The sequence below is a fragment of the Paraprevotella xylaniphila YIT 11841 genome (genome assembly GCF_000205165.1).
Taxonomy (GTDB): Bacteria; Bacteroidota; Bacteroidia; order Bacteroidales; family Bacteroidaceae; genus Paraprevotella; species Paraprevotella xylaniphila.
Window position 1 is genome coordinate 91,674 of record NZ_GL883879.1, and the last position, 23,454, is coordinate 115,127.

Below are 23,454 nucleotides of genomic sequence, written 5' to 3' on the forward strand. Positions count from 1 at the left end.
TTTTGTTTTTTAGAAAGTAAGATTGAGGTTGAAGCCGAAAGTTCTTGTAGTAGGCAGCGAGCCTGTTTCTATACCGGATACCATGGAACTGCCATCCAAGGCTACGGATTCCGGGTCGAAGAGAGGATAGTCAGTGAAACACCACAGATTGCGTCCGTATACGGCTATCGAGGCTTTTGAGAATGGAGATTTTTCCAAGACTTTCTTAGGGAGTTCGTATTCCAATCGGATTTCTCTGATTTTCAAGAAAGAGGCATCGAACGAGTTGGTTTCTACATTGGCTCTCCGATAATACTCCTTATAAAAACTTTCGATAGTTACCACTTTCGTGTTGGGCGAGAACGTTCCGTCGTCATTCCGTACCACGCCCGGTGCTATCATGTACATTCCGCTTTGGGGCGTGTAGCCGGCGGCTGCAATGCGCGGGTCGTTGGCATCCATATAATACTCCGTGCCCGGAAGGCGTCCGTTCAGGGATTGTGTGAGTTTGCCTTGTTCCATCATTTTGTGGAATGACATGCTGTAGATTGTACCGCCTACTTGTCCGTCAAGCAGGATTCCTAATTTAAAGCCTTTATAAGAGAACTCATTATACCATCCGGCTTTCCAGTCGGCATAGGCTGTACCTACATATTCGATTTCGTCGGCTTGTTCGGGTAAGCCGTTGTCTCCGATAATCACGTTGCCCTCGGGGTCGCGTACCAGTTTGTAGCCCCATAAATCTCCTGTGGTACCTCCTACACGTCCGATGATGGATGCGGTTCCCACAGTGCTGATGACCTGGTTTTCGTCTGCTCCTTCAGCCAGTGAAAGTATTTTATTGTCATTCTTCGACCATGTGAGCGTCGTGTTCCATCGGAAGTCGCGTGTCAGGACCGGCGTGGCCGTGATTTCCAATTCATATCCCCTGTTACGGACGCAGCCGGAATTGATTGTGCCGCGGCTGTATCCTGTGGTCGGGTCGAGAGGAGCATCCAAAATTTGGTTTTTAGTGCGATTATAGTAAAACGAGAAGTCTACACCTATTCGATTGTCGAACATACGGAAGTCGAAGCCGGCCTCGTAGTTCGTCGAGATTTCAGGTTTAAAGTCTTGATTGTATAAAGTGGAAGCCACTTCGGCCGCCCCCGGAAAATTGCTGTTGTCGTAGTAAGCGGAGGTCTTATAAGGGTCGGTGTCGTTACCTACTTGGGCAAAAGAAGCCCTGAGCTTAAAGAAACTGACGGGGTCGGGCAGGGCAAATAATTCATTCATGACGGCACTGGCGCTGACCGAAGGATAGAAGAAAGAACGGTGGTTACGGGGAAGGGTAGACGACCAGTCGTTGCGTCCTGTCACATCGAGGAACAGTTTGGACTGCCAGGATAGGTTGGCGGTGAAATAAAGGCTGTTCAAAGCTTTCCGTCGGATGGTATTCACGACGTTCGGGTTAGAGATTCCGTTAGACAGCTTGTACACACCGGGGGTAATAAGTCCGTTGACGGAAGCCGACAGTAAGTCATAACGTTGTTGCATCATGTTGCCTCCTACGGAAGCATTGAGGTGGAATCCTCCGTCGTATGAATCATGATAGGTCAACAAGGCATCGCTATTCAATTCGTAGTCGAAAACGTTTTCTTTTTTAAAGAACCCGTTGCGGAATACCACGTCGCTGATGGGGCGATGCTGTTCGCGTTGGTCGGCCGAGAGTTGTATGCCGGAACGTATCATGAAGTCGAACTTGCTGCTTAGCTTCAGGTTGGCCGATACGGTAGAGACGACGTTATGCTTTTCCGAAGGGTTCTCTGCTTCATACAGCGTGACAAAGGGATTACCGATGTAGCTGCTGTAAGGCTGCAACTGTTCAAGTCCTTCCTGCCCTTTTTTCCACATGGGGCGCAACCAGTCCAGGTTCACGTTCGGATTCTGGAAGATGAGGAAGTAGGCAATGGAATTACTGTTGTATCCCAATGCGGGAGTGTTGTTGATTTTACGATAAGTATAGCTCGTTTTGAAGTTGACACGTAAAGCACGTGAGATTTGTTGGGCTGCCGATACCATGGCCGATACGCGTTGAAAGCCGGTATTGGGCAATATCCATTCGTTTTTGGTATGTGTGATAGAGGCTCTCAGGTTGCCCCGGTCTGATTTTCCGGTCAACGCTACGGAGTTGGTCAGTGTATAACCTGTTTGAAACAGGTCTTTCCGGTTGTCTTTGTAAGCCACCCAAGGAGTCGCAGCATCGGCACGGCCTTGGTTCTCCGGAGAGTATTGATAGAACATCTGTCCTTCGAAACGCGGACCGAATGCGCTGCTGGTTCCACCGGTACTGGGGGTCCCGTCCGGACCGGCACCGTATGAATAGTAATGTTGTCCGGCGTATGCCGTACCTTCCGCACCGATGTTTTTGGCTTGTCCTTGTCCGAATTCATATTGATAGTCGGGCCAGCGCATGACGTTATCCATACTGACGTGGGCACTATAAGAAACGCCAAGCCCCTTCTTGGCACCGGCTCCCGATTTGGTTGTTACCATGATTACGCCGTTTGCTGCGCGCGAACCGTACAAGGCTGTGGCACTGGCTCCTTTCAATACCTGGATACTTTCGATGTCTTCCGGATTCAAGTCTGAGAAACCATTGCCGTAGTCTACCGAGAGTTCGGCTGCATCGCCGGCTCCGTAGGCCATTCCCGGGTTGGTCATCGGGCTGCTCAGGGGAACACCGTCTACGACTACCAAAGCATTATTGCCATTCGCATTCAGTGAAACATCTCCTCGGACGGATATCCGGCTAGTACTTAGAGGTCCTCCGGAAGAGATGATGCTCAATCCGGCCACTTTTCCTGTCAGAGCCGACGACCAGTTAGCCGGCATTGTACCGGTGATTTGGCTGCCTTCCACTTTCGTCGTGGCGTATCCCAAGCCTTTCTCGTCGCGCTTGATGCCCAATGCGGTTACCACTACCTCATTGATTTCTTCCGCATCTTCCTCCAAATGAACTTGGAGGGCTTTATTGGAATATTCGATTTCTTGTGTCTTGAAACCTACATATTTCACCTCCAGGCGGTCCTTGGCTGTCAGCGTCCGTTTGCTTTCGAACGAAAACTTCCCGTCCAAGTCCGTGATGGCTCCTTCTTGGCTGTTCTTTACCTTGATAGTGGCGCCCATTAACGGTTCACCCTTTGTGTCCGTCACTTGACCTCTCACCAAGCTTTGAGCCTGTATGGCATGGGTCGTCAGGCTGCTGATAGCCAGGATTGCCATACTCTTGCTCAAATTCGTTAAAACTTTAGTTTCCATTTTTTTCTATTTGCTATATGTATTTGAGTCGTTTTCTAAATACACTGCAAAGGAACTAAAGTCTTTTTAAGACACTGTAACGTTCGTTTTAAATGTTGGTTGCAATGCTATGTCATTCCTGTTAATGAGAATAAAATCAGTCCTATATGACATTTGAAGAAGAAAAAGAGAAGTACGAGGAACTCCTTCCTGTACTTCTCTTTCTATTATAGGTTGTGTGTTTTGTCTTCCTTATTCCTTGTAGCCCGCTATTTCAGCTATCTTTTTAGGGATTTCCGTGTTGTCGATACGTCCGGTGAATTCTTCGGCACCGGCTCCTATGGCAAACACCGGAACATAGCCGTTGGAATGTCCTCCGCTTTGCCATCCTACCATAGCTTTCCGAGCCATGAGTTGCCGTGCTGTAGAGGCAATGATGTTTTCGCTTTCATACAAAGTCTTCGTGTCTTTGGCCACTCCTTCACAAAAATTCTCGTATGCTTTTTTGAGTTGCTCCGTTTCCCGTTCATCCAATGGTATTTGAGACCAAAATCCGAAGTTATCCTGTAACTGCTTGCGTACGAAATCCCACGTGAACTTTTTGCCCTCTTTCTGGTGTTGTGCGGCTATCATTTTACTGAAGGCTCCCGCACTTTGTTTTTGGTATTTCAGCAGGTCGGTACGCAGTTCGTACTTACCTGTTCCCAAAACAATCCCTCCGGTCTCGTGGTCGGCTGTGATGATAATCAGCGTTTCGTCAGGATGCTGTTCATAGAACTCGTATGCCACTTTGATGGCATTGTCCATGTCTATAACCTCTTTAAAAGCTGTTGCCGCATCGTTGCTGTGGCAAGCCCAGTCGATTTTTCCGCCTTCCACCATCAAGAAGAAACCGTCCGTATCCTTTTGGCTGAGGAAATGGATGGCTGCCCGAGTAATATCCTGTAAGGTAAGGTCATTCTTTTGACGGTCTATGGCGTAGGGGATACTGGTACGGTCTGCCTTGTTGGCCGTTTCGGTTTGCAACAGGAGCATTTTATCGGCTTTTTTTGCCTTTTTACGGTAGTCGGCATATCCGCGTGCGATGGTATAACCGGCCTCCCGGCATTGTGTGTACAAGTCCTTATTTCCGCTCAGTTCATTGTTTTCCGGTTGCAGGAAATCGGAACCGGCATAGAAATCGAACCCGGCTGCTATGAGGTCTTTGCCGATTTGATGATACATGTTCCGGTCTTTTACGTGGGCATAGAAAGATGCGGGAGTGGCATGATCCACGGATACGCTTGTAGTGACGCCCACGGCCTTCCCCTCTGATTTGGCCAAAGCGGCTATGCTATTGATGCGGGTGGTCAAGTCGGACTTGATGCCCAATGCTCCGTTTTTCGTTTTGTTTCCGGTAGCAAGGGCCGTTCCTCCGGCGGCAGAATCGGTTACCCCGTTCGTACCGGAATACGTCGTGACAAGCCCCACGTATGGAAATTGTGCAAAGCAGAGCGGTGATGTTCCGATACGCCCTTCCACGGCAGCCATATAGGTCTCCGTTCCGTTTACTTGGTTGACTCCCATTCCGTCACCGATAAAATAAAATACATACTTGGCTTTGCCCTCAGCCATTACGACCAGTGCCATACAAAGGACGGCATAAAGTGATAGTAGTCTTCTTCTCATGATGATATCAATGCTAATAGTTGATGAGCCAAAGTTACGGAAAAATCGGTCTGATGTTCAACAAAATCTAATATTTTCCGCTGCGGAACAGAGAAAAATATGGTGATGTGTCAAAAGTGCAACGAAATATAATTGCGTTAGGTTATATACGGCAATTGGATGAATAGAAAGCAAAGCATTAAACTTTTTTATCCTAAGTTTATTGTTTATTTTGAGGTTATGGGATATTTTTGCAACCAATTATTTAAATAATAAGCGTATGAAAGGAAGATTACTTTTTTTTAGCATGGCCATATTGTGTGGCGTTGTGACTGTAAATGCACAGTTGATTCGGAAGAAAGGAAAAGCTGCGCAAATGAAAGTGGGAACAGAGAATATCCTGAAGGCTCGTCCGGTTTTGGCTGTGGAAAGAGTGCAGCCTGCGTCGGCAGAGGAATATACTGTGTATAACGGAGAGGTTTCTGAGGAGCCGTATTATTGGTATGAGTATGACGCAAAGGGGCAGATTGTTTCTTCCTCTTCTGTATATACCATGAGTGGAGAGGTTGACTCTTTTTATGTTCAGAAATCCTCTTATGACTATTCTAAGGGATATCCGGTGTTATTGGACCAGTATCATTACCGGGAATCGGCCATAACGCATGAGAAAACCCCGTTTGAATATCGTCAACGTACTACGATGGAAGGAGGGGTACGTACGAAATTGGAGAACGAAAATTATGACATCATCGAGTTGGACCAGGCGGGGCGTGTGACACGGGCTGTGGAGGATGTCCGTGAATTCCGTATGGAGGACATCTATACCTGGAACGGTGAGGTTCCTTCTTCATGGAGGAATTTGTATGAAGAATATGGAGGTGGCGGAGAAGTCCTTTATAAGACAGAGATGAACGTGACCGATATAAAAGAGGTTTATGCTGCGGTTCCGTTTAATGCTTATGCTATTGATTTGACAGAAAATTTCGGGAGTGGTACGTGGATTTGTAATGCTACCGGAACCGTTACTGAGGACGGAGAGACATTTGACTTGGTGTTGACCGGAAGTGTGAGCGAGGACAAGAAAACGCTGACACAGACCATGAAAGCGGGAGACATATTGGATGATGTGGTTACGCTGACCTATACGGATGACAACGGTAGCTATGTGTTGGAAGACCGGGATAACTCTTACGGCGACCTTTTTATTATGAAAGAGACACATGTATTCAATGAAATGGGAGATGAGGTTGAAAATTCAAGGGAAGAAATTGGAAACGAAGGCGTAGAGTATTCTTCGAAAGAAAAGATGGAGTGGGAGTACGACGAGCAAGGCCGTCCGCTCAGCATGAAACGTTATATTGCAGACAGAGAAGGCAACTTTGAATTGAATTCCATTCTGAAGTTTACGAAATGGCATGACGGCTCTTCCGTTTCTTCGGCTGTGGCAGACGGAGAGGTTCTGGGGGCTACGCTTTATGCTTTGGATGGTGTGAAAGTTTGCGATTTGTCTGCGGAAGAAATTGCAGATGTAAAGGGGTACGTACAGAAGAGTGGCATTTATATCTTGGTGAAGAAAACGACTCGCGGTACAGTTACGGAAAAATTGATTATCAATCGTTAAGGAGTAATATTTGCCTCTTTTGAGAATATTCCTCGTGTGTCGTTTCGAGAGGGAGCGGCGCACGAGGGCTTTTTGTAAGTAAGAATATAGTTTTTTTAGCGTTTTAAGGTTATAAAGATTGTAGACATGGTAAAACAATGTACGATTTTGTTCGGCTGTCTGGCTTTGGGCGACTTCGTGGTGTGGGCCACGGGGGTAAAATTGCCGGGCAGCATTATCGGTATGCTTCTCCTGACCGCCTTCTTGCAGATGGGATGGGTAAAGCTGCGTTGGGTCAAGGGTATCTCAGATTTCTTAGTAAGCAACATGGGGTTCTTTTTCGTTCCGCCGGGAGTGGCCCTGATGCTTTATTTCGATGTGATTGCCGCTGAGTTCTGGCCGATTTTTACGGCCACGGTGGTCAGTACGGTATTGGTTCTAGTCGTCACGGGGCACGTGCATCAATGGGTAAGAAGACATGGAGTATTTAGAAAGTGATTTTTTCCTTATCGCGCTGACGTTCGGCGTGTATTTTCTGGCCAAACGTTTGCAGGCGCGTACAGGCTGGGTGGTGTTGAATCCCATATTGTTGGCCATATTGGTCTTGATAGGCTTCCTGAAAGTTACGGGTATTTCGTACGAGACGTATGCCGGGAGTGCTTCCATCATCGACTTCTGGCTCAAACCGGCCATTGTGGCTTTGGGTGTGCCTTTGTATCTGCAACTCAAGAGCATCCGGCGGCAACTGATGCCGGTGTTGGTTTCTCAGTTGGTCGGTTGTTTTGTCGGCATTGTTTCGGTGGTATTGACTGCCAAATGGATGGGAGCCTCCGATGATGTGATTATCTCCCTTGCGCCCAAGTCGGTCACGACTCCTATTGCGATGGCCGTGACGGAATCGTTAAACGGTATTCCTTCCCTGACGGCTGCCATTGTCGTGTTGGTCGGACTGTTCGGAGCGGTATGCGGGTTTAAGATTCTTCAGGTAGGGAGGGTGAAAAGCCCTATCGCCCAAAGCCTGAGCATGGGCACGGCTTCGCACGCCGTCGGGACATCGCGTGCCATGGAATACGGGCGTATTTATGGGGCGTATGCCAGCTTAGGATTGATTCTGAACGGGTTGTTGACGGCTCTTTTTACGCCTTTGATGTTGCATTTATTAGGTATTGTTTAAGAGGAGATAAAGTGAGCCGGTTCGATTCACATGGTTCGAACCGGCTCATCACAAAACATTGTATTAACTTAAACAAGAAGTTACTTGACTATCACTTTCACTGACTTCTTGGTGCCGTCGCTCATCAAATCCTGACGAATATAGATACCGCGTTGTTTCGGCTCATCTACACGTACGCCGTTGATGGTATACCATGCTGTGCTTACTACGTTTGCCTTGCCGTCGGTAACAGCATCTTCTATGGCAGAAGTGAAGTCTCCCGGTTTGTTAGCATCTCCGTCACCGTAATAATAGAGGCGGAAATTGTCAAAGATAGCCCAGTCGTTAGGAATTACTTCTTTTTTGCTGACTCCGATGGTGACAGGTTGCCCGTTCTCCGATACGTAGAATGAGAAGTTACCTTCGTACAATCCTTCGTCGAATGCAGCTTTCGTCCCGTTCACATTGTTCACCACAAAGTGGTAAAGTTTGTCTGATTCAGGGAAGAGGCTGTCAGCCAATGCGAAATCACCGCCATCATACTTGTATTCGTTTACGTGGTCGAAAATGGAAGCCAGTTCTTTGCTCCATTTACCATCACCGGCCTCTACATAGACTTTCGCATTCCGGGCATCCGTGCTGTCGCGGTGTGCAACGGCGGCTTCCACTGCTCCTCCGGCTCTGTAAAAGCCGTTATAAACCAAACGGTAGTATCCCTTGGGTAAGGCATACAGTACTTGGTGGATGTCTGCATCGCCCTTGCCCACGTAGAACTCATAGTTCTGTGCACCGGTCGCGTTGGCGTTGTTGCCTTCCGTGGTCACCCATCCCTTGATGGAGGAGAGTTCCTTGGAGGGGTCGTTCGGGTCGGGAACGGAGAAACTCGGGCTTTGTATCATTGCGGTGACATCGGCTGGCGCGTTGATGCTAGCTCCGGTGAAGTCGATGTCCGTGCTTACCATCGTGGCGTAAGCCTTGTCGATTTTCACGGTGGCATCTTCAATCCATTTTATGGATTCCAGGCTTTGTGCCAGTGCCGGTTCCATTTCATCCAACAATAGGTCTTGGAATTTACCGTATTCTGCTTTGGACGAGTATGGGTCGTATACGCCCGTGTCGAAGTTGTTGATATGCTCTGTTACCAATGTCTCGAACGCGGAAGCTGCTGACATGGCATCATGTCCGCCCTTGATGGCAGCGTTCAAAGCTTCGTTTTGTGCTTTGTAGGTTTCGAGGGTCAAGCCTTCAGCTATGGCATTGTTGGCAGCTTCGATGGCTGCGCCCAGTGTTTGTTTGGCTTCTTCTGTGGTCAGGGCTTCTTCGTTGTTAAGCAAATCAGTGGCTTCTGCAATCAGGGCGTTGATGGTAGAAACGGCACCGCTCATGTCATCAGCTCCGGCGTATTTGATTTGGAAGTTGTCAAACAAAGCCCAATATCCGGCTAATCCGGCCTGTGGAATGGTTATTCCCACACGGAGTTTCCCGTCATCTTCCACATAACATTTGAAAGAGAGCTTATAAGCATCGGGGTTGGCTTCCATGATGGCTGCAGCACTGGCCATGCCATTGGGAGTCCACTTTCCTTCAAGTTCCGCTCCACCGGCTGTCAACTGCTCGCAATTGTTCACGGTATTGGTGTCTTGTACGCATTCAAACGGGTGGCATAGCTTGGCTTTTGTGTTGTTGCCGAAAGCATAAGCCAAAATGTCATTCGTGGTATCGCCTTCCAGGCCCCATGCGGATGCGCAGGTGCCATTCCATGTCGGGCGGTAGAACCCTTGCAAAGTGACTTCATACGTGCCATTGGGCAAGCCCTCCAACTCCTGGTATACGTCACAAACCGTTTGATAAACTTCACCCATGTTATAGCCATAGTTGAACTTGTTGTCACCAGACACGAAGTCGTATTTCCACCCGTCCTTGCTGCCCGTAAAACCGGGATTATTCATTATCCCAGTCACATTGTCGGTATCCCCATTTAGTAAGGCCTTCTTTATTCCCGACATCCAAATCCGGTCGGCGCGCGGTTGTATGCTGTCTACTTCGGCGGGATTGAATGTCCTGCCATCCCGTGCCGTTTCCAAATCTATGAGGAATTGCTCGTAATCGGGGAGGTCTAAATCTACATATACTCCGTTGTCCCATGCATTTGACAAATCCAAAATTTTCTGGTTCAAGGTCTTGTAGGCGTTCACATCAGCAGTCAGCGTGTCCATGCCGGTTTGTACCGTAGTGAGTAACATGCCCAAGGTCTTGTCATCGACTTCCGGGTTGGAGGCCGCATCTTTAGCGGCTTGGAGCATCTTGGTGAACTTTTCCTCTCCGGCTATTGAGTATTTTTCTTGGTTGGTGTCATATTTTGCTTTTAGTTCTTCGGCTTTGGTGATGACCTTGTTCAGTTCTTCTGCCATGCCGCCTTCGACCAGACCCAGATATTCGAGCTTGAAATTGTCCACGCCCACCCAGTTGCAGTTTGTGTTGACGGTCTTGAAGCCTATCTTGATAGAGCCTTCCAGAGCGAAGAATTCCAAGATTACATTGCGCGGAGAAGGAATGCCTTCAGCAGGGGCTTCAGTACCTCTGATTCCACCGAATTCGATGGTGTGTGCTTCGGCACGGTATTCCGTCCCGTTGTTCTCGGCAAAGACGTAGACCCCATGGGGCACGGTATTTTGCCAGTCGCCTTGCCAGTATCCGATGGTGTTGGCCGTGAGGCGGTATTTTCCCACAGGCATGTTTTCCAAAGTTTGGGAGATATCCATCGGATTGCCCGAAAGGTTGCCGTTGTTGGCAGAAGTCACCCATTTTTCGGAGAAGTGATCCATTTTGTATTTGTTGTCGGCAGTCTCGTAGCTCGTTCCGCTTTGATGTCCGATGCTTCCCACTACATTCCAACCGTTGTTCCCGTCAGCAAACGAATTATTAGCGATGGCGTTAGTGAATTCTACGGGTTTGTCCGGTGTGGCTTCCGAACTCTTCCAGTTTACGATGTCTTGCTTTAAGGCTTTGGCTGCTTCTTCGACTTCTTCAGCCGTGGCGTTAGCCTTATTATAAATCTCGGCATACTTTGCATAATCGCTGAATCCGGCCTCGTCAGCGGCATTCAGTTGAGTTTGCAATTCTTTCTTGGCTTTATAGACCGTATATACCTCGGAATCCACGAACTTCCAATCCAAGCTGGCAGTTTCATGTCCGGAAGTGGATGTGTCGATGGACGGGGACACTTCAAGCTTTCCTTCGTCTATTCCCATGTAGGCATTGGCGTACAAGCCGTCGTTTGCTTCCGTGCCATAAAGCTTGTCTTCATCTATCATCTTTATGCGGTAGACCTTGTTGGCCTTGTCCTGTGCCACAATCTTCCATAAGATATGTCCCTGTTTGTTGTGGTCTACCCAAATGCTGGCGGCTGCATCGTTGAACAACTCATGGAAACCTCCGTTGGAGGGAGCTTTCATCATACTTAAGCGCCAACCGTAGGCTTCCGAGTATTCAGGGTCACTCTCCGCACGGCGGCTCAATTCATAGTCTTGCCCGTAACTTAGGGTTACTTCTTGTCCATCGTCTGCTACTACAAGACGTGTGCCGTGTGGTTGTCCGGCGGCCATGAACTTTTGTGTGGCTACGTGGTAGATGTAGAACACCCCGCCTCCGGTACCATCGGTAGCTAAGTTCGGTTCTGTGAATTGTAGTACGGGATCATCCCATGCGGCCCACAAGGGAAGTGTTGACGAAGTCGCACCGCAAAGTGCCATTAAGGCAAGTAATCTGTTTTTCATTTTGGACAGAAATTAAGTTAATAATATCAATATTCTCTATTTCCTTCCGGAAACGGTGTCAAATATACGATAATCCCGTTTACCCCCCCCGTTTTTGCAAACTTTTGTATTTTTTTGCATTGAGCGTATTCCACGAATAGTTCCCGCTCCATAAACGGAACCGTCCCGGAAAACAAGGGAACTGTTTTCCGGGACGGTTTAGGGTGTGGCCGTGCGCATCCACGTTAAGGATGCCGTACCGTAAATTTCCTGCTGTCGTTCGCCTGTCCGCACCGGGCTTTCAGGATATACATGCCGTCAGGAAGTCCGCTGACATCGAATGAAGTCGTGGCTCCGTTCGTGCCTCTTTGGGTAAGTTGCATGTTGCCTTGCAGGTCGTAAATGTGGAAGTCCACTCTTTCCGGACCGTTGTCCAACAAGTAACGCACGTCGAGGCGGCGGTCGGCAGGCAACGGACCTACGTCGAACGCGCCTGGCTCGTCTTTCGGCGTGCCGCAGATACGGGTGGTGCCGTCTGCGAGCTTCTTGATGTCTTCAGCACTTAAAGCATAATCGTATATACGGAAGTCGTCGATACTGCCGTTGAACAACGGGTCGGCTGCAGACTGGCTGCGCCCGATGTAGTTCAGCAACGGGTGGAAGTCGGAAGGGCGCAGGGTGATGTCTTTCGAAGAGGCCATGAGTTCCCCGTTCAAATAGAGGCGTACTTCCTCTTTGTCCATCGTGACGGCCAGATGTATCCATTCTTTGCGGTAAGTTGTGATTCGTTCACCGTCCAGTTGCTGTTCGTCCCCGTCGTTTTTGATGGCAAACCGTATCCGCCCGTCATCCGAACGCACGGTGAGGAACATATATTCGTTTTCCCCGTTCCCGAAGTCAAACACGCGCTGCCAACTGTTGCCGCCTTGCCAGTACACCCAGGTTGAAATGGTGGTTTCCGCATGGTCGGCCACGTTGGTCGGCAGTTGCACGTACTGGTCGGAACCATTCAACGCCAAAGCGTATCGTCCGGATTTTCCTTCGGTATACACACCTTCTTCCGGCATGGCTCCATGGCGGATGTTAAGGGTCGTGTCGTGGAGGTTTTCTTCAAATTCATAGCGTGCAACGAGGGCGTCCGTCGGAGCTACGCTTGCGCTTGCGGTCAAGGATGCCGGGGAAGTGTTCACCGAAGCATCCACCGTCTTGACGGTGTAATAATATGTCTTTCCCTCTTCGGCTTTGTTGTCCACGAAAGCCGTGTCTGTCACGTATCGTGCGATGATTTCATAATCCTCCTCCGGATTTTCCGAACGCAGCACGGTGTAGGTCGGGTCTGTGGCATCAGCCTTGTTCCATGTCAGTAGTACGGAAGAAGCGCGGCTTTCGGCTTTCAGGCCGGTGGGAGCGTCGATGTCGCGGATGCGCGGACGGACGCCTGTCGGGATGAAGCGCCAGAGTTGAGCTGCGCTTTCTTCGTCCGGTTCGGCCTGTACGATTTTGCTTCCCGATGTCTTGAGGCACAGCGAACTGTTGCGGTTTCGGATGCGGAACCATCCGTCGCCGGCATATTCCAAATACCATTGTTGGTTAGTGCCCTTGTTGTTTTGGTAAAGTATGATTTCCGTACCGTCGTCCATTGACCAATTCAGTACGTCTAGCGTCTGGTTTGAAACGCCCGAAAGAATCTGGTGGTAACTGAACGCACCTCCGATGCGGGCGTCTACCGGATTCACGTGCCATTGCAACGACTTCTTTCCTGTGGAATAAGTGGACGAGGTGAGGGAACCGTTGTCGTTGTCCAACAGTTTCCGGTTGCTTTTGTTGACTAATGCGTAGGTGCCGTCCACCACGGGTTGCACGTCGTCGCCCCACGTGATGTTCACCACGGTTTCGGCATTGGTCTGCCCGTCCTGATAACTTCCCGGTGCCCCGCCCGGAAGCTCCATGATGTATTCCCGTTGCGGCCCGTGCCCGTCGAAGAATACGTCGCGTTCTTTCGAAAGGAAACGGTAGGAGGTGGTAGCGGCCTGCCGTTCGGATGTGCCGCCGAAAGCTTGCACCTTGCCGTCCGGTGCACGGTAGACCGAGGCGGCTGTCCAGTTGGGGCGGTGTTCCGCGTAGGCTAACCGTTCGCCATGGCTTGCCTTGCAGAACTCGCCACGTGTGTATTCAGCCCATCCCCACCATATTCCGGTCTGCATGCCGTATTCCAGTCCCACCATGGCTTCCATAACGTTGTGCATCTCGTCGGCCGTGGCGTGCTTGCCGTCTTCCCTTACGGTAGTGAAGAATTGGGCGAAATTGTCGAAACTTCCGGCCAGCTGGTGGGTATTGCCTTCATCCAACTGGTCTTTGAGCGAATTGTACCAAGGCAGGGCTTCATCGCAGTTCAGCGTGTTGCCGCCGCAGATGCGGATGCCGTCGAAACGGGGATTCTTGCGAAGCTCTTCCGCTATTTGGCGGAAACCGTTTTTCCGCAGGGTGGTGTTGAGTATTCCGTCTTGGCTTCCCGGTATCCATTGGTTCCATCCGTAATCCGGTTCGTTGAACGGAGCCACCGACACCACGTCATAGCCTGCTTCTTGGTAATACTTCGTAGAAACATCAATGAGTTGTGCCCATGCTTCGGCATTGGTTTCATACCATGGGTCTACGTGCGGGTGGTCGCAGTTCAGCATTAGCTTTACGTCGGGCTTCACCCACTTCAGCATGGCGATGCGGGCTTCTATGGTGTCTTTTTGTTCCTGTTGCAGGTCGCCGTCTGTCAGGGCGTACGTGGGTTGGAAAGAGGTCCTGACCACTTCCAAGTTGTCTTTGCCCATGAAAGCGGCACTGCGTCGCAGGTTGTTTTCATCGAACCATGCGATGTCCGCACCCCATTCCACGTCGTGTACGATTCCTTTGTCAGAAAGCTTGAAAGGGACTGTACGGTCAGCTGTGGGCTGGGGCGTCAAGTTGCTGCTTGAACTGAAACTTTGGGCAAACATGGGTTGGGTGACGAACCCCACCGTCATGATTGAAATCAGGTGTAATGTTGGGCTTTTCATGTGATATGAATGATTTGTTTTCTCTGCAAAGAAAAAGAAATTAGGCGATTTGGCCAAGGAAAGATGCAAGATAATTATCCGGAAAGGGGCAGGCTGTCAGGATAAGCACACTTCATGGGATGGTTCTGCGCCAAACGTTTTTTCGATTGCCACAGAACGGAAAATCGTTTGGCGCAGAATGAAAAATCAATCTAAGCCAAACGATTTTATGTTTGTTAGGTTTTGATATACAGTAATTTATAAGAATAATATTCTTATGTTTGTTGTCAAATTATTTTTTGATGACCTTTTTACTGTATTTTTCCTCCGGTGTGTCCACGCTTACCACATAGATGCCGGGAGTCCAACCGGATGTGTCGATGCTTCCTCCATGTCCCTTGTTATAGAGGATTTGCCCGTCGCAGGCCATGACTGTGGCTTGGCAGATGGTGGCATCACAACTGATGTGCAAACGGTCCTGGAAAGGATTGGGATAGGCTCGGAATCCCATGGTGGAATGTTCCTCCACGTGGTCGGGGGTGCCTTCTTCCGTGTCGAACTGGTAGGTGCCCGATTGCAGTTCTATCACGGCCTTTCCGTCTATTATGCCTTTGAAGTCCACGCCTTCTGCTTCTTTCAGGTCTTTTCCGCTTTCAGTGATGTCGTCTGTCTTTTCCATTAGAGGCAGATAGAGTGTGGCTGTAGTGTTGGCCGGTATGGTAGCCGTATAGCTGATGCGTCCGTCCTCTTTGTATTGCCATTCACTGCTGATGCGCCCGTATCCGGACAGATGAGATGCTTTGGCCTGCGTGATGCGTTTTTGTCCGGTGGGGAATGCTGTCCTGAAGTCCGGAGTGGGTTGCAGGATGATGTGTTTGAATCCGGGTTGTGTTTCGTCTGCCTCGATGCCGCCCACGTAACGGAACATCCATTCCGACACCACACCGTAGGAGTAATGGTTGAAGGAGTTCATGATCCACGGGTGCTTGTTGAACCCGCCTTCCTTGGTGTAGGAATCCCAGCGTTCCCAGATAGTTGTGGCTCCTTGGTCTACGCTGTACAGCCACGATGGGTTCTCGCGTTGCAGCAGCAGGTCGTAGGCCAAGTCGTCCATGCCTTCCGCGCTGAGCGTCTGGTTCAGGATGCTCGTGCCAAGGAATCCGGTGCTCAGTTTGTAACCGTTGTCCGTAATTTTCTTGCGCAACGCCTCTCGTGCCTTTTCTCTGGCAGATTCGGGCAGCAAACCGAACTTCAGCGCCATCAGGTAGGAGGCTTGCGTGGATATGTTGGGCAGGCCGTCGGAATTGAGATATCTGCGTTGGAATTCTTCCTTGATGTTTTCGTAGAGAGTGCTGTATTTCAGTGAATCCAAATAGAAACGGTCGGTCTGTGCCTCGCTCAGCACTCCTGAAATCTTGCTCATCAGTTGGGCCACGTAGGCATAATAGCATACGCTGACGTAGCGTCCGTCCGTGGTCTCGTAAGAGAGCCAGTCGCCTGTGGCCGTACCGGCACCGTTGTATTTGAAGCCCCCTCCGCTTTGTGTGGAGAGCCAGTCCATGTAGAGGCTCATGGAAGCATAGCTTTCGCTCAGTACACTTTGGTCGTCGGTCATGAGATAGACGGTCCAAGGTACGATGACCCCGGCATCGGCCCATCCTGAGTTGCCGAAGCCCCAGAAGTTGCAGAACGGTGCGATTTCCGGATATGCTCCGTCTTCGCGCTGGCTTTGGCGCAGGTCGTTCAGCCATTTGCGGTAGAAGGCCCGTGTGTCCGTGTTATAGGAAGCCGCGCGTGCGAACACTTGTGTGTCGCCCGTCCAGCCGAGGCGTTCGTCGCGCTGCGGGCAATCGGTGGGCACGCTCAGGAAGTTGTCGCGCTGGCTCCAGATGATGTTGCTGTAAAGTTGGTTTATGTCCGGATGGCTGGTTTCAAAAGTAGCTAGTTCTTCGAGGTCGGAACCGACGGATTCTCCCGTAAGTTTGCTGATTTCCACATCCGAGGTAGTCGTCACTTCGCAATAACGGAAGCCGAAGAACGTAGTGGAGGGGTGGAAAGTCTCTCCCTCTTCTGTCCCTTTCAGCGTGTAGTGGAGTGTGGCTTCCGCCGTGCGCAAGTTGTAAGTGTAGAGGCTTCCGCCCGGTCCATCGTTGGCCCGGTCTGCCGCTCCTGTGTCGTTCAGCATTTCCCCGAACTTGAAGCGGAGTTTCGTGCCGCGTTGTCCTTTGGCGGTGAAACGGATCCATCCGGTCATGTTCTGCCCCAGGTCGAAAAGGGCGGTTTCACCGGCTTTCAGCCGGAGGGTTTCCGTGCCTTCCAATGTACGGACCACGTTGACGGTGCCGTAAGTGGTGCCGGAGGCTTTCGTGCCTTCATATACGGTGATGGTCTGGGGCGTGCGGCGCAAGAAGTCGCGCACCTTGACCGTGGGGCCGCGGAAGGCTGTGATTTCTCCGTTGAATTCTGTGTTTTCAGTTGTGGCGAACCATTGTGAGGCATCATATCCGGGAGTGCTCCAGTCGATTTCGCGTCGTGCGTCATACGTCTCGCCGTTGTAGATGTCTCCTGAAATGACAGGGCCGCAGTAAGAACAGCTCCAGTCTGTTCCGGTTACGATGTTTTCTATCGTGCCGTCTTCGTATTCAAGCCTTAGTTTGGCGATGAATCCGAGCGAGGGAGAACCGTACATGCCATGTGCGATGGCTCCGCCCCACCAGCCGTTGCTCACTTGTGCGCCGACTGCGTTTTCGCCTTCTTGTATAAGAGGGGTCACATCGTAGGTCATGTAGTTGATTTCTTTTCTGTAGTCGGTCCAACCCGGTTTCAGTTCATCATACATGGCCGTACCGTCTTGTCCGACGCGCTTCCCGTTAATGAACAAGTCGAATATTCCAAGGGCGGATGCATAGATTTTAGCCGATTTCACCGCGCTTTTTGCCGTGAAAGCCTTGCGAAAAAGAGGGATGCCTTTTTCTGTACCGGTCTGCATGGCACAAGTCTCTTCGTAAGTGGAGTGTACGCACAGCATTTTGCTTCCTTCCTTCGTCATTACGGTACCGTCACTGAATGCCATTCCGGCTCCCTCAAAATCCTCGGAAAAGGTCACAGTGCCTTGCGTACCGTCCTCTTCATCGTAAGTGGTCACTTTGATATTGTCATAATACGCCATCTCGTCCATGGTCAAGTCGTGGTAGGTGCGGAAGCCGATCAGTCCGTTTTTCAACCGGCCGGACGTGTCGGTATAGGTGTCCACAAGTGTCCCGTCGATATGGGTCTCCACGGTCGTACCTTTCACCTTGAGGGTCAGATGATGGAGCGAGCCGGTGAGTTCTGCCTTGGTGAAGAACTTGCCTAAATCAGCATCGCTGGAGCTGAATGCACCGTTTATTTTCACGTGGCGGCGCAAGAACGGTGTTCCTTTGTCGCGCACATTGATGCCCCACAGGTGGAAATTGTCCGTGTCGTAGCCTGAAAAGATTATACCTGCGTTGTCGCGTTCGATGAGGAAATCCAAATCGAGTACATATACCACTGGAGTGTTCATGGGATTGTACCAGGAATAGGAGGCTTCGATGAACAGGCGTCCGTCCTTGATTTGCCCGGCGGTAAAAGGATTGTTTTCGTCCGAGAAGTCTTCTTGGAGCAAGACTTCCGGTTTTTCCCCATCCAAGCCGGTTACGGTGAAGTTGTCGAAATAAGCCCGTTCCGTATCATTGTAATTGTTTAGGGCGCGGTCCTGGCGGATGCCTACCGTTCCGTATCCGTAATCCTCACCGTCGGGATTCGTCCGGGTGTCAATCAATACGTCGTCGATGTACGTACGCGCCACGTCACCGTCCACTTCGATGCGCAGATGGTAGGACTTATGCAGTTGCACGTCGATGAACGGGCGAAGATCTGTCTCTGCCAGACAGGTCGCATCCGCGAGGTCGGGGCCACGCCAGATGTGCGGGCGGAAACGGGGATAACCGGCTTCGAGGTTCACTTGCCACATATAGTAATGGCTGTGTTCGGCATTCGAGGCAAAGATGATTCCTGCGGAAAGGTTGTCGATTTCGAAATCCGTTTCTATGGAATAGTGCGTGATGGTGTTTTCGGATGTAGCCAGTGGCGTGTCGGTCGCTTTGATCCAACGTGCACCGTCCCACCCGCTGCCGAGCAGTCCGGTTTCAAAATATGCTTCTTCGGACGAAGTAGATTCACGTCCTTTGTTGTCCCATACGGTCACAGTCCAATAGTAACGGGTAGAAGGAGACAATGGGTTGCCGTCATAAGGCACGTCTATCTGGCGATCGGATTCGATTCGGCCGGAGGTCCATACCTGTTCGCTGTGGGCGGCATCGGTGAATACGGAGATTTCATAGGCAGTTTGTCGGATGCCCCGTTCATTGTCTGCGTCCATCATCCAACTGAACATAGGTTTTTCCACATCGATACCTACAGGGTTTTTCACGGCTTCCGTACGTAGTCTTTCCACTTCCATGGCATAAGAGGAAAAGGGAGACAATAGCCCGACGGCACACCAAAGGGCGGTGCGGCGGAGCAAGGAAAAAGGGAATCTCTGATGAACCGGACGGGTATGTTCCGGCAGGAAAATGCCGGAGGTTGTCCGGCTTTTGTTTCTGTTCTGTATCATGTTATGACAATGTATAAGATGTTTTCGGATGCAAAGCTAAAGGAAACCGGATGGATGAGGGTGTAACAGATTGCCAAAAGGGTGGAAAATCGCGGCAAGGCGTATTTTTCAAGGGAGATACGCACTTGTCATGCCCGATTTCCCATGTCCGGCCTGTCTTGGAACTGTCTGGGCGTTTGGCCGTATTCCTCCTTGAAGCATTTGGCAAAATACTTCGGGTCGTTGAAGCCTACGGCATAGGCCACTTCGGACACGGTCATGTCGGTTTGCCGTAGCAGGCGGCAAGCCGACCGGAGACGGATATTCTTTACGAAATCCATCGGGGTAAGCCCGGTCATGGCTTTGAGTTTGCGGTTCATGGTTGATTTGGACAGCTTGGATTCTGCGGCGAGGCTGTCCAGATTGAAGTCGCTGTCCGTGAAATGGCTTTCTACGGTCTTCACCATGTTTTCCAGAAAGATCTTGTCCCGGTTCTGGTAAGGTAGGACATCGCAGTCTGTATCCGGTGTGTGAAGGAACTGTCGGCTGCGTTGGCGGTATTGCAGGAGCAGGTTGTCGATGCGAGCGGTGAGTACGTGAATGTCAAAGGGCTTGGTCAAGTAACCGTCTGCTCCGGCTTCGTAACAGGCCGCATGGGTGTCGTCCGTGGCTTGTGCCGTGAGGATGATGACGGGAATATGGCTGGTGGACAGGTCGTTCTTTACCTTCCGGCAGAGTGTCAGTCCGTCTGTGTCTGGCATCTTCAGGTCGCACACCATCAGGTCTATATTTTGGTCTTGGAGCCGAGAGAGTGTCTGTCTTGCGTCGTGGGCTGTTATGATGTGGTAGCGTTGTCCGATTAAACGTCCGATGGAATCGGTGATTTCAGCGTTGTCGTCCACGATAAGTATGGTCGGACACAGCCTTGCGGACGGAGAATGTGCGGATCCGTCGGCTGACGGTCGTGTTGTATCGCTATCCGGATGGTTCACCATCGGTGGCTGGCAGATTTCTTCCGGCCGGTAGGCTGTTTCTTCTAACGGCAGATCGATGGTAAAACGGCTGCCTTTGCCTGGTGTGCTTTGCAACTCCAATGTGCCGTGGTGCAGGCAGACTAATTCTCGTGTCAGGGACAGCCCGATGCCATTCGATTCGGTTCCGTTGGCTTGAGGGGCGCGGTAGAATCGGGTAAATACTTTGGTTTGTTCTTGGGCGGAGATACCGGTACCTTCATCCCATACTTCTAACCGTAAATGTTTGCCATCGTCTTTCTTTGCAGTACGTAGCCGTATGCCGACGTTATGGTGGGATGGTGTGTACTTGACGGCATTGGAAAGAAGATTGAATACCATTTCTTCCAATTTGTCCGCATCGTAGAAACCGTAAATTTCCTCAGGGAAGATGTCCAGGTTAAAGTCAATCTCTTTTTTGCGAGCCAATAATGTGAAGTCTGTTTGTGCAATGTGGCGTATAAAAGCCGCCACATCACCGTAGCTTGCCTGCAAGGACAGGCTTTTCTGTTCGGCTTTCCGGAAGTCGAGTACTTGACGGATGAGCCTTTTCAGGCGGAGGATATTGTCGCGCAGGCCACGGGTTATAGGGGAACCGGAGGGGCTGTTTTGTTCGATTTCATCGGTCAGGCAGGACAGGACGGTGAGCGGAGTGAGCAGTTCGTGGGAAACGTTGGTAAAGTATTCCAACTTTGTCCGGGCGATTTCTTCGCGTAACAGTTGTGCGTTTTTTTTGTGCAGATGTTTGGCATAAAGGCGGAAACCGCATACGCACAAGAGAAGAAACATGACGGTATAGGCTGTATAAGCTGCCCAGGTTTCAAACCATCGGGGGCGTTTGACAACGGTGTAAGTGGTACTTGGGCCTGTTGTGTGCCCGTTTTCGTCCATACCCCAAACCTCTAATGTATAAGTTCCTTTAGGCAGGCGGTCGTAGAAAGCCGTGTGTACACCGGCTCTGAGTTGTATGGGTTTCCGGTCCAGGTCGGCAAGCCGGTATGCCATGCGGATGTTTCCGGAAGAAGAATATGTAAGGGAGGAAAAACGGAATTCGATGCGGGAGGCTTCCGGTGGCAAGACAATCAGCCCGTCGTTCCATGAAAATCCTTCGCAAGGGTCGGTCTGCATGCTTCTGTCTTCGATACGTAAGTCCGTGAGGAATATCTTGTCCGGCTTTACTTCCGGTTGCGGTTTGTCGGTATGTATGGTGATGAATCCTCCGTGGCCTCCGGCGTATAACAGTTTTTTATGTCCTGTACACGACGCGTTGTTACGGAAGGCAAATACGGGAACATGCTTGTCTTGTGTGTTGTAAGTATGTCGGGTACGCTTCTCTGGGTTATACCGGATGACGGCACTCGGCGTGACAAGCCATAAGTCTTTACCGATGGCTTCCAAATGGAGCACCGGTGACATGTCAGGCAAACCGGACAAGGTGTGGTCCGACCATTTGGAAGCCTTTGGATAGAAACTGTAGAGGCAGCCCAGTTCCGTAGCCATCCAGATGTGTCCGGTGCTGTCGCAGCAAAGGTGCCGGATGCGGTCGTGCGGGGACAAGGGTAGTTTATAGCGGGTTGTGGGGCGGATTCCTGTGGGATAGGTATGCATGCAAGAGAGCCTGCCGGTAGCATCGCTTATCCATAGCCGGCCTTGTTGGTCTTCGCAAAGGGCATTGACGTTTCCGGGGAGGTTTGTGACTGCGGCGAGAGGATGGCCGTCCGGTTTGAATACGAACAGTTTCCTTTCTGTCATGACCCATAAACGGCCTGCCGGGTCTTCAAGTATTCCGGTGACATGGCCGGTTTCTGCCCCGTCGTGGGCTAAAAGCAGCGTATCGGTGAAGCGAATGTCCATACCCTGACGTTGTGCCCGGAACACGGTCGGGACAAAAGCCGAGGCGATCCATACCGTGTTGGGAAACCGGGAACGGGCGATGAGATTGACTTCCACATTCCTTTTTTGGGAATAGGGATGGAGGTTGTAGGTCCCGCTATCCGGGGCGTACAGCCCGATGCCGTTGCGTTCTTGATTGAACCATAGTACACCGCCCTCATCTTCGTACATGCAGTTGATGTTGGTATCAAATCCTAATGTTTCTTTGATGAAAGGCAAACTGTGCCCCGATAGCTCTTCCGGACAGAAAGATATATGGTAGCCTGCGTCGAATGCTCCTAACCAAAGGTCTCCTTCCCGGTCTCTCAATAGAGTGGAAAACATCCGGTTGCGGTCGAAAGGGACAGATGCGGACGAGAAATGCAATATGCCGTCTGTGGGACGGTTGAATATGTGCAAAGCATTATAGGAAAGCATCCAGAGTTGTCCGTTGTGCCCGTCTTGTTCTATATCGAAGAAAATGTCGTCTGCCACGTCCTGATGTTCGTACATGTCCGCGCCGTTCCGTTCGGGATAAAAACGGAAAAGCCCGTCGCCCCATGTGCCTAACCAATAATGTTCGTCGCGATCTTGAAACAAGACAAAAGGTATGTTGGCGTTTCCTATGGCCGGATAGCCGGTGAAATGGTCTTTTTCAGCATCCCATCGGAACAAACCTTTGCCCCAGGTCAATATCCATAAATGTTGGGCGTGGTCTTCATAGATGGAGGTGACGGCGGCTTTCAGGTCATATCGTCGAAGGATATGCAATTGTTCGTCGCATCGGTACAAGGCTTGTGCCGTGGCAATCCATAACTGCTGTTTTTTGTCAGTGTACACATATTTGATTTCCGTATGACAGAACGCTCCATTCAGGACGGGCATCCATTTCCATGTTTGTTTGTCGAACAGGTTCAGTCCGTTTTGTGTACCGATGAATACGCGGTGTTCCGTGTCGGTAATCAACGTAATGGAGTTGTCCGTCAGTAGGTCGGGATGTAAGGGGTCAGATTTGAACACTATGGTTTCGTATCCGTCATAACGTGCTACACCATGGGTTGTGCCAATCCATATCATGCCTTCGCGGTCTTGATGAAGGGAAGTGGTTTCTCTTGAGGGAAACGAAGAGGCAAACGGAAGGGGCGTGGCCGAGTAATCCCGTGCGTGCAGGGTAAAGAACGAAAGGAACAATCCGGACCACAGGAGCGTGAGGAATATGGAATCGCGGCTTTTCATGCGGGTGTATTTTTCACAAAGTTACGAAAAATGGAGGATAATGGCATGGATTTGGAAATATGAATTTGAGACTGTGATTAAGTAAGTTATGGGGAATGCTGTGCTATACCCTTCATGGAGAGGTGGATGGGGTATGGAAGGTCTCAGCTGTTGCCGTCACCGGCCGGGAGCGATAGAGAAAAACGAACCCCGGTTTCCGATGCTTGTTTGGGGTTGGAAACAGGGGCTCGTGTGTGTATGTTTATCGGTGCGTTACCGGACGATGACTTTTTGCCGGTC

Annotated in this window: 9 protein-coding genes; 3 read left to right on the forward strand and 6 right to left on the reverse strand. The window is 50.4% G+C overall.

What is annotated here, in order from left to right; all coding sequences use genetic code 11:
• Nucleotides 1-9 precede the first annotated feature (9 nt).
• Together HMPREF9442_RS12200 and HMPREF9442_RS12205 are read right to left on the reverse strand one after the other, a co-directional pair.
• The gene (locus HMPREF9442_RS12200) at nt 10-3,279 is read right to left on the reverse strand and encodes a SusC/RagA family TonB-linked outer membrane protein (RefSeq protein WP_008629037.1); all 3,270 of its coding nucleotides are present in this window, start codon (nt 3,277-3,279) and stop codon (nt 10-12) included.
• Between the two features lie 231 nt (nt 3,280-3,510).
• Nucleotides 3,511-4,887 (reverse strand): alkaline phosphatase, encoded by a 1,377-nt coding sequence (locus tag HMPREF9442_RS12205; RefSeq protein ID WP_008629039.1) that lies wholly within the window; start codon nt 4,885-4,887, stop codon nt 3,511-3,513.
• A 298-nt stretch (nt 4,888-5,185) separates the two neighbouring features.
• Between HMPREF9442_RS12205 and HMPREF9442_RS12210 the strand changes: the two genes are divergently transcribed.
• The 3 genes from HMPREF9442_RS12210 to HMPREF9442_RS12220 all read left to right on the forward strand — a co-directional run bounded on the left by HMPREF9442_RS12210 (nt 5,186) and on the right by HMPREF9442_RS12220 (nt 7,679).
• Entirely contained in the window at nt 5,186-6,526 is a 1,341-nt protein-coding gene (locus HMPREF9442_RS12210) for a hypothetical protein (protein ID WP_008629040.1), read from the forward strand.
• Nucleotides 6,527-6,652: 126 nt separating this feature from the next.
• Nucleotides 6,653-7,003 carry a CidA/LrgA family protein gene (locus HMPREF9442_RS12215; RefSeq protein WP_008616919.1) on the forward strand — a complete coding sequence of 117 codons (351 nt, stop codon included), beginning with the start codon at nt 6,653-6,655 and terminating at the stop codon, nt 7,001-7,003.
• The gene (locus HMPREF9442_RS12220) at nt 6,984-7,679 is read left to right on the forward strand and encodes an LrgB family protein (RefSeq protein ID WP_008629042.1); all 696 of its coding nucleotides are present in this window, start codon (nt 6,984-6,986) and stop codon (nt 7,677-7,679) included. The genes HMPREF9442_RS12215 and HMPREF9442_RS12220 overlap by 20 nt, the downstream gene beginning before the upstream one ends.
• An 80-nt stretch (nt 7,680-7,759) precedes the next feature.
• Here the strand turns inward: HMPREF9442_RS12220 and HMPREF9442_RS12225 are convergent, their stop codons facing one another.
• The 4 genes from HMPREF9442_RS12225 to HMPREF9442_RS12240 form a co-directional block, all read right to left on the reverse strand.
• Nucleotides 7,760-11,434 (reverse strand): hypothetical protein, encoded by a 3,675-nt coding sequence (locus HMPREF9442_RS12225; RefSeq protein ID WP_008629043.1) that lies wholly within the window; start codon nt 11,432-11,434, stop codon nt 7,760-7,762.
• Nucleotides 11,435-11,658: 224 nt separating this feature from the next.
• Complete coding sequence (locus HMPREF9442_RS12230; protein ID WP_040603085.1) at nt 11,659-14,463, reverse strand: LamG-like jellyroll fold domain-containing protein; 2,805 nt, start codon at nt 14,461-14,463, stop codon at nt 11,659-11,661.
• A gap of 271 nt (nt 14,464-14,734) precedes the next feature.
• Nucleotides 14,735-19,078 (reverse strand): family 78 glycoside hydrolase catalytic domain, encoded by a 4,344-nt coding sequence (locus HMPREF9442_RS12235; protein ID WP_147639920.1) that lies wholly within the window; start codon nt 19,076-19,078, stop codon nt 14,735-14,737.
• A gap of 128 nt (nt 19,079-19,206) precedes the next feature.
• Nucleotides 19,207-23,175 carry a hybrid sensor histidine kinase/response regulator transcription factor gene (locus HMPREF9442_RS12240; protein ID WP_040603086.1) on the reverse strand — a complete coding sequence of 1,323 codons (3,969 nt, stop codon included), beginning with the start codon at nt 23,173-23,175 and terminating at the stop codon, nt 19,207-19,209.
• Nucleotides 23,176-23,454 lie beyond the last annotated feature (279 nt).